We start from the raw sequence: 13,233 nt of genomic DNA on the forward strand, positions 1-13,233 counted from the left end.
GATCGGATATACAGGAGTTATTGGAACACTATGGGCATCAGATTTTATGGTTGCCTGCTTATAGCCCTGATTTGAATTTTATTGAAAAGACTTGGGCATGGATTAAGAAAAAGAGAAAAGAATGGCAAGAGGATTGTATTGATCGACTCTTTCAGATGTTTTTTCATTTCTGTATGAGTAATTAGATTGTTTGACTATAAGCCTAAAATTAAAGCGATTCCACCGAAAAACTCAAGTGCCATTGTGAGGTAGGCTAAACCACTGGGTAGTCCTAAAGAGGAGAAAAACCCTGCTGTACCACTCGGTGTAAATACGAAAAACTTTAGGCCAAAATGAGCAAGAAACAAAATACCAAGTGAGATACGTAAAACAAGTGCTGCATAGGGGGTAGTGTTTTGGTGATTCATTATTTTCTCTAATCTGTATGAGGTTAGATTAGAGTATAAGTATTTCCATATCTTTTACTATATGAGGTTTTTGATTATATTTGTTTCTAAAATAGAAATAATATTAAATATACTAATGAGAAAATGTATGCACTAAAAAATCAATCATGACTCTTGATTTGTGTGCTAAATATTTTGTCGGGGGGTAAATCACATATAAACCACGTGGGGGAGCTTCATAATCCTCCAAAATTGTTTTGAGTTTACCTTCATCGATTGCATTTTTTACAACAAAGTCAGGTAGTTTAGCAATGCCAAAACCTGCGCATACTGCTTTTAAACAGGCCTCTGCATTCGAGAATTTTAATTTGCCCGTAACGGGTTGAATCTGCATTTTTCCTTGTTTATCACTAAATGTCCAAAGATAAGGCTCTATAAAATTAGTATCTAAAATACAATTATGTTGAGCGAGATCTTTCCATGATTCGGGGGTTTTATTTTTTGAAAGATAATCATCTGATGCAACAACCAGTGTTCGCACGGGGCAAAGTTTACGTGCAATTAAACTACTACTGGTGAGATGCCCAATACGAATGGCAAGATCAAAGCCTTCATCTACAATATTTACAATACGATCTGAAAATTGTATGTCGAGTTCAATATCAGGATATTTTTGCGCAAATTGAAGCAGTGGGTCTGTAAGTTGACTAGCCCCAAAAGTGACAGGAACGGAGATTTTTAATAAGCCCCGAGGTGTCTGTGTTGTTAAACGCATATCATCATTGATGGCTTCATATTCACTGAGCAATGGCTTTATACGCTCATAATAGGCTGTACCCATTTCAGTAGCTGTGATTGAACGGGTCGTTCTTCTGAGTAGTGTTACAGCTAAATCTGCTTCGAGTTTAGCAATGAGTTTAGAGGCTTGACCTAAGCTTGTACCTAAGCGTTTAGATGCTAAAGTGAAATTACCTGTTTCGATAATTGCGATAAACATACGATCGCAGTCCATTCTATCCATGTTTACTAAGTCGTTTTGATGAAGTGGTTAAGATATTGACGGAGTATTGATAGCGATGCAATCTATTTGCTTTGAAGCTATCCTTAAAATACCGTCCTTCTTTGTGAGGTAAAAATAATAATTTGCTATAATAAGCCTGTGAAAACACTGAAATTACGCATAAAAGACAAGCATTGCAAGGTGCTAGACCAACTCGCATTTGAAGTGAACTTTGTTTGAAATTATGTCAATGATTTGTGTTTTAAGCATCTTAAAAAACAGGTCAATGCTTCTCAGCTTATGATGTTTCTAAATACACTAAATACACATCAAAAGATGTGTGGCTTGCATAACTAAACTGTTCAAGCAATGACAGAAGAACTCATCATAAGATGCAAACAATTTAAGAAAGCCAAGCTGAAATAGCGGGTAAGCAATAAGAAATCTACAAGACGTTCACTCGGTTGGATTCCATTCAAAAAAGTTGCTGTGAAGTACGCTGATGGCTATGTTCAGTATGGTAAGTACCAACTCAAATTATGGGATAGTTACGGACTTTCAAAATACAAAGTTAAGACAGGCTCATTCGTTGAAGATCGTCGTGGGCATTGGTATGTGTGTTTGGTCGTAGATACACCAAAGATTGAGAAAACAGTATCAACCACAGCAATAGGCATTGATCTAGGACTCAAAGACCTTACCACATGCTCAAATGGTGTAAAACTCAAAGCCCCTAAAATCTATTGTAAGTATGAGTAAAAGCTAGGTATTGCTCAAAGAGCCAAGAATAAAAAACGTGTCAAAGCGATTTATGCCAAGATTAAGAACATTAGACAAAATATGTTGCATCAATTCACATACACACTTGTGAATAGCCATACAATAATCATTGTTGGTAATGTAAATGCCAAAGCATTGGCACAGACAAGATTAGCCAAGTCTGCACTCGATGCAAGTTGGACGACCTTAAAAACCATGCTCAGGTACAAATGCGAGAACGCATCTTACGAAGCGGTGCTTCTCAGGTTTGAGGAAGTCAATGAAGCATATACCATCCAAACGTGTTCGTGCTGTAGCTCACGGCTCAGTAGTCCGAAAGGTTTTACGAAGCAGTGCTTCTCAGGTCTTGGAATAAGAGAATGGCAGTGCATGGAGTGCGGTACGCTCCATGATCGGGATATAAACTTGGCACTGAATACTCTCTTTACGAAACAATGTTTCTCAGGATAGGAGCATCTCGCAGGAGGAATCCCCATCTTGCGAAGTTAATCGCTTCTCAGGTCGGGGAGGATGTCAAGGGTAGATCATTTATAGACTGACCATATGCACAATAAAAGCACAAGCAATCATTTGTTTATTTGACCGTGAGCGCAAGACGAAAAACATGTCATGCGAATATATATTCATGGTTGCACAATTTTCTTTACTCAGTTTACGCTTTGATACATGATCTTTCTATGTACTCTTATATGATGGCTTTGCTACTCGAAATTCCGTTTGCATCATTTCGCTAGGAAATATCGATCATCACGCACAAAACAATGAATAACATTAACTTTATTTCATAATTTTAGTAAAATCATCGCGACACAAGCGACGTATAGATGATGTGCAATATCAATATTTATACATTCATTTAAAATACAGGGAGAACACCGTGCTAGTAGCTTACCGCCAACACGTTCAAGAACGTGCCGCACTAGGAATACCACCAAAACCGCTTGATGATGCACAAACTGCTGATCTTGTTGAATTACTAAAAAATCCACCCGTTGGTGAAGAAGTATACTTGATCGACCTATTAGAAAATAGAATCCCTGCAGGTGTTGATCAAGCAGCATACGTGAAAGCTGCTTTTTTAGCAGCCATCGCAAAAGGTACAGCAAATTCACCATTGGTGACAAAACAAAGAGCAGTATATTTACTCGGCACCATGTTGGGGGGGTATAACGTAGCACCATTGGTTGATTTACTTGATGATGCTGAGCTGTCTGATTTAGCGGCAACGGCTTTAAAAAAGACTTTATTGGTATTTGATGCATTTCATGATGTTGCAGATAAAGCAAAAGCAGGCAATAGCCATGCTCAAGCGGTTATGCAGTCGTGGGCAGATGCAGAGTGGTTCACTTCTCGTAAAGATGTGCCTGAAGAAATTAAAATTACTGTTTTTAAAGTAACAGGTGAAACCAATACTGATGATTTGTCTCCTGCGCAAGATGCATGGAGTCGTCCAGACATTCCATTACATGCAACAGCAATGCTCAAAAATGAACGTGATGGGATTGTGCCTGAAAAACAAGGTGAAATTGGACCCATTCAGCAAATTCAAGCATTGATTGCCAAGGGGCATCAAGTGGCATATGTTGGAGATGTAGTTGGAACGGGGTCATCTCGTAAATCGGCCACCAATTCTGTGCTTTGGTATTTTGGTGATGATTTGCCACATATTCCAAATAAAAAAGATGGTGGTGTTTGTTTGGGCACCAAAATTGCCCCGATTTTTTTTAATACCATGGAAGATGCAGGTGCATTGCCTGTCGAAATAGATGTATCAGAAATGAATATGGGCGATGAGATTACCCTAAAAATTGATAAAAATGTTGCAGAAGTAACTGCATTCAAAAATGGGCAAGAAATCGCACACTCAAAACTCAAAACACCAGTACTACTTGATGAAGTTCGTGCAGGTGGGCGTATTAATTTAATCATTGGGCGGGGATTAACCACAAAAGCAAGAGAAGCTCTAGGGTTACCTGTATCTACTTTATTTCGCCAACCTAAACATCCTGTCAATACAGGAAAAGGATTTACTTTGGCTCAAAAAATGGTCGGTCGAGCATGTGGGCTACCTGAAGGGCAAGGTATTCGTCCTGATACCTATTGTGAACCTCGTATGACCACGGTGGGTTCACAAGATACAACAGGGCCTATGACACGTGACGAACTCAAAGACTTGGCCTGTTTAGGATTTTCAGCAGACTTGGTTATGCAGTCATTTTGTCACACGGCTGCGTATCCAAAACCTGTCGATGTACAAACTCAACATACATTGCCCGATTTTATTATGAACCGTGGTGGTGTATCACTTCGTCCCGGTGATGGTATTATTCACTCTTGGTTAAACCGCATGTTATTGCCAGATACTGTGGGGACAGGCGGTGATTCGCATACACGTTTTCCAATTGGAATTTCTTTTCCTGCAGGTTCAGGGCTGGTGGCATTTGCAGCTGCAACAGGGGTCATGCCATTAGATATGCCAGAGTCTGTATTGGTAAAATTTAAGGGTAAAATGCAAGCAGGGATTACACTTCGAGATTTGGTACATGCCATTCCTTATTATGCCATTCAAGCTGGTGATTTAACCGTTGAGAAAAAAGGCAAGAAAAATATTTTCTCAGGTCGTATTTTAGAAATTGATTTAACTGAAATGGATACAGAGTTAACTGTAGAGCAGGCCTTTGAATTATCAGATGCATCGGCAGAGCGTTCTGCGGCAGGCTGTGCCATTACTTTATCTGAAAATAAAGTTACAGAGTATCTGCGCTCAAATATAACCATGTTGAAATGGATGATTTCACAAGGTTATGGCGATGCAAGAACCATGGCACGCCGTGTAGAAAATATGGAAAAATGGCTAGCCGATCCTCAATTGCTTAAAGCGGATGCTGATGCTGAGTATACGCGTATCTATGAAATAGATTTAGCCGACATTAAAGAGCCAGTGTTATGTTGTCCAAATGACCCTGATGATGCAAAACTACTTTCAGATGTACAAGGTGCTAAAATTGATGAGGTGTTTATTGGTTCATGTATGACTAATATTGGTCACTTTCGTGCAGCGGGTAAATTGTTAGATAAAGTACCAAGTGGTGCATTAACAACACGTTTATGGCTTGCACCACCAACACGTATGGATGAACACCAATTAATGGAAGAGGGTTTTTATAATACGTATGGTCGAGCAGGTGCACGTACAGAAATGCCAGGTTGTTCACTTTGTATGGGGAACCAAGCCCGTGTTGCACCTAATACAACAGTTGTTTCAACATCTACTCGTAACTTCCCAAATCGGTTGGGTCAAGGTGCAGATGTGTATTTAGCATCTGCTGAACTCGCCTCGGTCGCGGCTGTATTAGGGCAGTTGCCAACGCCTGAAGAATATCAGCAGTATGCATCTCAAATTGACAGTATGTCGTCAGATATTTATAAGTATTTAAATTTTGACCAAATGGCTCACTATCAATCGGCTGCATTAAATGTAGATACTAAAAAAATCTCTGCAGCACAACTGACGTAATTTTAAATTGACGTCTATATTGTATAGAGGTCAATTGAATAAATAGCCGTGATGTGAATGTATTTTACATCACTGTATCGATCTCATCAGAATCTATGATGCACGTGTTGGCCACAGCACGTGCATCTTGTGCTGTTAAAGATAGTCCTTCCCACTGACACATTTGTTGAATAATCCATTCAAAATCATCCATCTTTGGTGCCTGAGATGTTGAAAAGCTTTTAATAATATGTATGAGTTTATAATAGGCTTGAACATGCACAGTCGGAGAGCACTCAAACTGAATAATCTGATACTTTTGAAGTATTTGCCAAACTTCTGTAAAAGACTCAAGGGTTTTTAACTCAGATTGTGCTTTGATAATGGCTTGACTGATCGCCATGAGCGTTTTAGGGTGCTCTTGAGCCCAGTTTTGTGTGACGGCCAACACTTTATCTGCAACTTCAGGAATAATATCCCTACTTTGAGCAACAATTTGCGAATACCCTTGCACTTGCGACTGAATATTCCATGGCTCACCGACACAAAATCCATCAATAGTTTGTTTTTGAATGGCTTGAATCATGTAGGGTGGTGGACATGTCATGAGTTGAATATTTTTGGCGATCTCTACATCTGCCAAAGCAAGCCATTCTTTAATACAGTAATGATGAATGGAGTGTTTAAACACGTGTGCTAAATGAATAATATGGTCTTTTTTAATGTATTCAACTAATTTTTTTGCACTTGTTAATACGGTATCTGATGTCGAAATATCACACTCAAAGCAAATTGCTTGATTTAGACTAATAAAGGCACGATTCACGCTCAACACTAATGGTGTTTGTAAGGGAATACCAATTTGATCTGTACCTGTTGCCGCAGCAGGGAGCATAGCAGATAAACAATGTGCAGTATCTAATACACCAAAAGCGAGTCGATCTCTCAGGCTTGCCCAAGATGCTTCCTTGACTAAGGTCACATCTAGGCCGAATTCATCAAAAAAACCACGATGTTTTGCCCAAAGAATGGCAATACAATCTAATAAGGGAATATAACCAAGCTGTATGGCGTGTTTTTCTAACATGGTCATGGTTATTCCTTCATTTGAAATTGTAGTAGTTTTTGTGCATCAATCAATCGCCGAGCGACCTCGCCAATGGTGATTCTTAAACTCATGGCATTTTTGCGTAGTAATTGAAAAGCTTGTTCTTCATTGACTTGATGAATTTGAATGAGAAAGGCTTTTGCTTTTTCAATGTCTTTTCGATCTGCTAATTTATTTTTTGTGTCTGCCAAATCATTGAGTAGTTTTTTATGTTTTTTATATTGTTCAATTGAAATTTCTAAAATACTTTGTAATTTTATAGGGTCAATCCCATCGACAATATATGCAGTAACTCCTGCGTCTATCGCATTTTTAATGACCTCTTTATTGGTGTTTTTAGTAAACAGTACTGTAGGTAAGTCAAATTGACTGACGCAATTTTCGATAATATCTCGATGTGGATTTGCCATATCAAGTAAAATAACATCTGCATGTAATTGTTCGAGTTGTATCGTGTTTAAGTGCTCAATACTCAAGCAGGCAACGACATCTAAATCATACTCAAGTAAAGAGCATTTAATGAGTTCAGCACGATCAATATCATCATCAATAAGCGCAATTTTTAAAGTAGACATAGATTTGAATCTAAATACAAAGAATATTTCATCTGAAGATAAGCAATTTTTATACCAGTATAAAATTGGCTGATTGGAAAAAATAATGCCCTTATTTAATGCACTTTTATAGATCTACATTCGATATGGTTGTGCATAAAATAGTTTTTTTATGATAAAACCGCGATTTATTTTATTTTTTTAATCTTGGTATGATTTATGCATTAATTATAACGAGTCAAAGACGACTCCTAAAATTTATATGACGGTCAATGGCGCCCGTTCTCATGCATGTTGTTTTGATACAGAGTTTCAAAACAGTGTGTTGAATACGTTAAGCTCAAAAAAAGAGTCATGCCATGTCTATAAATTTAAATGCTAAAAAAGCCACGAAAATCCATTTATTTAATTTTAAAGCAGTAACAATGCGCGCCTTTCATATGAGTTGGCTTGCTTTTTTTGTATGTTTCTTTGCATGGTTTGCCTGTGCGCCTTTAATGCCTGTGATTGCAGGTGAATTTCATTTAACTAAAAATCAAATTGCCAATATTAATATTGCAGCAGTAGCTATCACCATTTTAGTGCGTCTAATCGTTGGGCCATTATGCGATAAATATGGACCTCGTAAAACTTATACAGCTTTACTTTTGCTTGGCAGTATTCCTGTTTTTGGTGTCGCAGTATCAAACAATTATGAAACATTTTTATTTTTTAGATTACTCATTGGTGCAATTGGCGCAAGTTTTGTGGTGACTCAATACCATACTAGTATTATGTTTGCACCAAATGTTGTAGGTACTGCAAATGCAACATCTGCAGGTTGGGGTAATGCAGGAGGCGGTGCAACACAAGCCTTAATGCCACTATTGCTTTCTGCTATGGTCATGTTTGGTGTAGAACAAGCCATGGGCTGGAGAGCGGCTTTGGTTGTTCCGGGAATTATGATGTTAATTGTTGGTGCAATGTATTGGAAATATACTCAAGATTGTCCACAAGGTAATTTTAAAGAACTTCGTGCACAAGGTGTTCATGTAGGAAGTGATAAAAAAGGGGGTATTGCCATATTAATGCATGCTGCAAAAAACTACCGTGTATGGGTTTTATTTATTGCATATGCCGCTTGTTTTGGCATTGAGATTTTTATTCATAATGTTGTGGCGATGTATTATGTGGAGCATTTTCAATTTGGACTTAAAGAGGCAGGCTTAACAGCAGGAATTTTTGGTTTATTGGCACTGTTTGCACGTGCACTGGGTGGTATTGTTTCTGATCGTATTGCCGTTAAAAAAGGCTTAGATGGCCGTACTAAAGTTTTATTTTTGATGATTGTTTTAGAAGGTGTTTTCTTAGTTGTATTTTCTCAAATGCAAACACCTATGCTGGCTATTTTAAGTATGACCGTTTTTGCATTATTTACACATATGGCATGTGGTGCAACATATGCGCTTGTTCCTTTTATTGATCGAGGGGCTTTAGGCGGTGTTGCAGGTATTATTGGTGCAGGTGGCAATGTGGGTGCAGTTGCAGCAGGTTTTTTACTTAAAGGCATGTTAGATATTCAAACGTGTTTAATGGCATTGGGTGGGCTCGTGATTGTGGCGGCCATTGCGGTATTAAGCATACGTTTTTCTGCTGAACATAAACAAAAAGAACAACAGTTATATGATCAAGCTGTGATGGATCGAGATGCTGTAGCGTAACACAAACATAAACTAGGAGAATTACAATGAAAATAGTGATGATTGGTTACGGTATGGTTGGGCATAAGTTTATCGAAACATTGCTTGAGCAAGCAGATGATACACTTGAGTTGACAATACTTGCCGAAGAACCGTATTTGGCCTATGACCGAGTTCATTTAAGCGAATATTTTGCAGGTAAAACTGTGAAAGATTTATCTTTAGCTCGGGCCGATTTTGCTGATGCGTATGGCATAGATTTACGCTTAAAAACCAAAGCGATTGCTATTGATACGCATAAAAGAACAGTTATGACAGATGCAGGCGACAGTATAGATTATGACAAACTGGTTTTAGCAACAGGCTCTTATCCATTTGTGCCACCTATTACAGGTCATGATCGAGAAAATTGTTTTGTATATCGAACTATAGATGATTTAGATGCCATTCGAGCTGCAAGTTGTACAGCTCAAAGCGGTGTTGTGATTGGGGGAGGACTGCTTGGGTTAGAGGCTGCGAAAGCCTTAATGGATTTAAACCTAAAAACACATGTGGTTGAGTTTGCACCTAGATTAATGGCCGTACAAATTGATGATTTGGGTGGCAATATCTTACGCTCAAAAATTGAAGATTTGGGTGTTCAAGTTCATACACAAAAATCGACCTCTGTAATAGAGGCAGGGACTGTTTCAACACATGTACTTCAGTTTGCAGATGGTTCAAGTTTAGAGGCAGATATTGTTTTATTTTCAGCAGGTATTCGCCCACGTGATGAGTTGGCTCGTCAAAGTGGCTTAATGGTGGGCGAACGTGGTGGCATTGTGATTGATAACGATTGCCAAACGTCTGACCCACATATTTATGCAATTGGTGAGTGTGCGCTATGGCAAAGTAAAATTTATGGGCTTGTTGCACCAGGCTATGATATGGCGCGCTTAACAGCAAAGCATATTATGAATGAGCCAACATCTGGTTTTACGGGTGCAGATATGAGCACAAAACTGAAACTCATGGGGGTGGATGTTGCTTCGATTGGTGATGCACATGGTTTAACAAAACACAGCTTAAGTTATTTTTATGCAGATGAAGATGCAAAAATTTATAAAAAAATTGTGGTTAATCAGCAAAAAAATAAATTATTAGGTGCAGTTTTAGTTGGCTGTGCTAAAGAATATCATGATCTTTTACAAATGATGCTTAATGAGTCAGCACTGCCTGAACATCCTGAACACTTAATTATGCCAAATGCTTCAGCTACAACGTCAAAAGTAGGTGCAAGCGGAATTGACCTATTGCCAGATACTGCGGTGATATGCTCATGTAATAATGTGTCTAAATCTGATATTTGTACAGCGATTGCAGATGGTTCAACTTCACTCGGTGCATTAAAAAAATGTACTAAAGCGGCAACCGCATGTGGTGGTTGTACAGCACTAGTAACACAAGTATTAAAAGCTGAACTACAGCGACAAGGCGTTACAGTCAATAATAATCTGTGTGAACATTTTGCTTATTCACGACAAGAGTTATATCACTTGATTCGTGTCAATGAGATCAAAAGCTTTGATGAGTTAATCATACAGCATGGTCATGGTTTGGGCTGTGATATCTGTAAACCGACAGTCGCAAATATACTTGCATCATGTTGGAATGATTTTGTATTGAAACCATCTCATGCAGGGTTACAAGATAGTAATGACTATTATTTGGGTAATATTCAAAAAGATGGCTCTTATTCGATTGTACCTCGTATCGCAGGTGGTGAAATTACCCCAGATGGTTTAATTACGATTGGTCAAATTGCGAAAGAGTATCAACTGTATACCAAAATTACAGGGGGTCAGCGAATTGATTTATTTGGTGCACAAGTGCATCAACTACCTGAAATTTGGGAAAAGCTAATTCAAGCAGGATTTGAGTCTGGTCATGCGTATGGCAAATCATTACGAACAGTAAAGTCATGTGTTGGCAGTACATGGTGTCGTTATGGAGTTGATGATTCAGTGGCTTTGGCAATCTTTTTAGAAAATAGATATAAAGGCTTACGCTCTCCACATAAACTCAAAATGGCAGTGTCTGGCTGTACCCGTGAGTGTGCTGAAGCACAAGGTAAAGATGTAGGGGTAATTGCCACAGAAAAAGGCTGGAATTTATATGTATGTGGCAATGGTGGAATGAAACCACGGCATGCAGAGCTTTTGGTGTCTGATTTGGATACACCAACTTTGATTCGTTATATTGATCGGTTTTTTATGTTTTATATTCAAACAGCTGATCGTTTACAACGTACTAGTGTTTGGCGTGACAATTTAGAAGGTGGACTGGCTTATTTAAAATCTGTAATTGTTGATGATGCGTTAGGTCTAGCACATGAACTTGAACAGCGCATGCAACATGTTGTTGGTACGTATCAAGATGAATGGCGTACAGCTATAGAAAGCCCAGAAATTCGTCAGCGTTTTAAAACCTTTATTAATGCACCAATACAAAGTGATCCAAATATTCAGTTTACTCAAGTACGTGGCCAAATTCGTCCAAAAACACAACTTGAGCGCCATGCAAGTCATATTCCAATGGTAGAGGCATAAATGATGAACACATTACAAGACAATGTCGCTTTAGAGTGGGTTGAAATTTGTGCTTTAGATGACATCACACCCAATACAGGGGTTGGTGTTTTAGTTGGTCAAGAGCAAATGGCATTATTTCGTGTAGGTCATGAACAAAGAGTGTATGCATTAAGCAATCAAGATCCATTTAGTCAATCTTTTGTGATGTCACGCGGCATTATTGGCGATATACAAGGTGAGCGTGTCATTGCATCGCCAATTTATAAACAGCATTTTAGTTTAGTTACAGGCCGTTGTTTAGAAGATAGCGAGCAACGGTTACAGTCTTTTCCAACCAAAGTAGAGGATGGCCGAGTATATATTTGTCCGCATGCAAAAAAAGCATACATGACCAATCAAACATCAACATCGCACCAGTTAAAATTGGTATTGGTTGGAAATGGTTTGGCTGGTATGCGCTGTTTAGAAGATCTATTAGATATGGCACCAGATCGTTATCACATCACTGTTATTGGTGCAGAACCTAGAGGAAATTATAACCGTATCATGCTCTCTCCTGTTTTATCAGGCGATAAAACAATGGATGACATTATGTTGCATTCACCACAATGGTATCAAGATCGTGGTATTCGTTTAATTATAGGAGATGCTGTCCTTCAAATAGATCGAGCTAAAAAACAATTACATACTGAGCAAGGGCTTGTGGTTGATTATGATCGAATGATTTTAGCCACAGGCTCAACACCTTTTATTCCACCCATATTAGGGACTGATTTAAAAGGCGTCATGAGTTTTAGAGATATTGATGATGTAGACCAAATGTTGCATTACGCAAAGCATCATCAACATGCGGTGGTGGTCGGTGGAGGACTTTTAGGTTTAGAAGCAGCCTATGGTTTAAAACAACAAGGAATGAATGTCACGGTATTACATTTGACAGATCGTATTATGAACCGTCAATTAGATGCACGTGCAAGTGCATTGTTACAAGCCAGTATTGAAGCAAAAGGCATTCAGGTGATAACAGGTGTATCAACTGAATACTTAGAAGGAAATGATGGGCATGTGACCAAAGTGCATTTGAAGTCTGGTCAAGTGATTGATACTGATTTAGTGGTTTTTGCTGTAGGTATACGTCCCAATATAGCATTAGCACAGCAAGCAGGTTTGTATTGTCAGCGAGGTGTCATTGTTAATGATACGATGCAAACATTCGACCCTAGTATATATGCAGTCGGTGAATGCATTGAACATCGAAAGCAAACCTTTGGCTTAGTTGAGCCATTGTGGGGACAAGCATTTATTTGTGCCAATCAATTGGCAGAGCGTGGGGGGATGACTTTTAAATCACCTACTGTACCAACACAACTCAAAGTAAGTGGATGCGATGTATTTTCAGCTGGCAATATTGAGCCTACAGGTGATGTTGAAAATATTATTTTAAATGATGAAAAAAGACAGGTGTATAAACGTATTATTATTCAGAATGATCAGATTATTGGTGCAGTGTTATTTGGTGATACTGAAGATGGCGCATGGTATGCAGAGTTAATTGCAGACCAAACAGTAATTCGAGATATTCGTCATAAATTATTGTTTGGGCGTGATTTTGCAATGAAACAAGCCAGCTAATTGATGTAACTCTAAATGAGGAATGCAT

Annotated in this window: 9 protein-coding genes and 1 pseudogene; 6 read left to right on the plus strand and 4 right to left on the minus strand. The window is 38.5% G+C overall.

Annotation, left to right across the window (positions count from 1 at the left end; all coding sequences use genetic code 11):
- Window positions 1-185: transposase (locus tag I2F17_RS08375; RefSeq protein ID WP_211139578.1), on the plus strand; the 185-nt coding region annotated here is incomplete at its 5' end.
- 9 nt (window positions 186-194) lie between these two features.
- Here I2F17_RS08375 and I2F17_RS08380 read toward each other — a convergent pair.
- Both I2F17_RS08380 and I2F17_RS08385 read right to left on the minus strand, forming a co-directional pair.
- Window positions 195-407: a DoxX family protein gene (locus I2F17_RS08380; protein WP_211139579.1), complete on the minus strand. Its 213-nt coding sequence runs from the start codon at window positions 405-407 to the stop codon at window positions 195-197.
- Window positions 408-519: 112 nt separating this feature from the next.
- A complete protein-coding gene (locus I2F17_RS08385; protein WP_211139580.1) occupies window positions 520-1,383 on the minus strand; it encodes a LysR family transcriptional regulator in 864 nt (287 codons plus the stop codon).
- Between the two features lie 162 nt (window positions 1,384-1,545).
- On the opposite strand from I2F17_RS08385, the pseudogene I2F17_RS08390 reads away from it, so the two are divergent.
- Window positions 1,546-2,616, plus strand: a pseudogene (locus tag I2F17_RS08390) (RNA-guided endonuclease InsQ/TnpB family protein).
- 427 nt (window positions 2,617-3,043) lie between these two features.
- A complete protein-coding gene (locus I2F17_RS08395) occupies window positions 3,044-5,683 on the plus strand; it encodes a bifunctional aconitate hydratase 2/2-methylisocitrate dehydratase (protein WP_211139581.1) in 2,640 nt (879 codons plus the stop codon).
- Window positions 5,684-5,747: 64 nt separating this feature from the next.
- On the opposite strand, the gene I2F17_RS08400 is transcribed toward I2F17_RS08395, so the two are convergent.
- Both I2F17_RS08400 and I2F17_RS08405 read right to left on the minus strand, forming a co-directional pair.
- Entirely contained in the window at window positions 5,748-6,755 is a 1,008-nt protein-coding gene (locus tag I2F17_RS08400; protein ID WP_211139582.1) for an ABC transporter substrate-binding protein, read from the minus strand.
- Between the two features lie 2 nt (window positions 6,756-6,757).
- Window positions 6,758-7,345 (minus strand): ANTAR domain-containing response regulator, encoded by a 588-nt coding sequence (locus I2F17_RS08405; RefSeq protein ID WP_211139583.1) that lies wholly within the window; start codon window positions 7,343-7,345, stop codon window positions 6,758-6,760.
- 338 nt (window positions 7,346-7,683) lie between these two features.
- Between I2F17_RS08405 and I2F17_RS08410 the strand changes: the two genes are divergently transcribed.
- The 3 genes from I2F17_RS08410 to nirD are packed head-to-tail and all read left to right on the plus strand — an operon-like array spanning window position 7,684 to window position 13,205.
- On the plus strand, window positions 7,684-9,024 hold the full coding sequence (locus I2F17_RS08410; RefSeq protein ID WP_211139584.1) for an MFS transporter: 1,341 nt from the start codon (window positions 7,684-7,686) through the stop codon (window positions 9,022-9,024).
- Window positions 9,025-9,050: 26 nt separating this feature from the next.
- Window positions 9,051-11,591, plus strand: coding sequence for a nitrite reductase large subunit NirB (gene nirB, locus I2F17_RS08415; RefSeq protein ID WP_211139585.1), 2,541 nt, complete (start codon window positions 9,051-9,053; stop codon window positions 11,589-11,591).
- A 3-nt stretch (window positions 11,592-11,594) separates the two neighbouring features.
- Window positions 11,595-13,205: a nitrite reductase small subunit NirD gene (nirD, locus tag I2F17_RS08420; RefSeq protein WP_211139586.1), complete on the plus strand. Its 1,611-nt coding sequence runs from the start codon at window positions 11,595-11,597 to the stop codon at window positions 13,203-13,205.
- Window positions 13,206-13,233 lie beyond the last annotated feature (28 nt).

It is taken from the genome of Acinetobacter baretiae (genome assembly GCF_015627105.1).
Taxonomy (GTDB): domain Bacteria; phylum Pseudomonadota; class Gammaproteobacteria; order Pseudomonadales; family Moraxellaceae; genus Acinetobacter; species Acinetobacter baretiae.

What these genes read in the sequence shown, in the direction of transcription:
- I2F17_RS08385 (WP_211139580.1), bottom strand. Translation starts at nt 1,383, where the DNA reads ATGTTTATCGCAATTATCGAAACAGGTAATTTCACTTTAGCATCTAAA.
- I2F17_RS08405 (WP_211139583.1), bottom strand. Translation starts at nt 7,345, where the DNA reads ATGTCTACTTTAAAAATTGCGCTTATTGATGATGATATTGATCGTGCT.
- nirB (WP_211139585.1), top strand. Translation starts at nt 9,051, where the DNA reads ATGAAAATAGTGATGATTGGTTACGGTATGGTTGGGCATAAGTTTATC.
- nirD (WP_211139586.1), top strand. Translation starts at nt 11,595, where the DNA reads ATGAACACATTACAAGACAATGTCGCTTTAGAGTGGGTTGAAATTTGT.
- I2F17_RS08380 (WP_211139579.1), bottom strand. Translation starts at nt 407, where the DNA reads ATGAATCACCAAAACACTACCCCCTATGCAGCACTTGTTTTACGTATC.
- I2F17_RS08400 (WP_211139582.1), bottom strand. Translation starts at nt 6,755, where the DNA reads ATGACCATGTTAGAAAAACACGCCATACAGCTTGGTTATATTCCCTTA.
- I2F17_RS08410 (WP_211139584.1), top strand. Translation starts at nt 7,684, where the DNA reads ATGTCTATAAATTTAAATGCTAAAAAAGCCACGAAAATCCATTTATTT.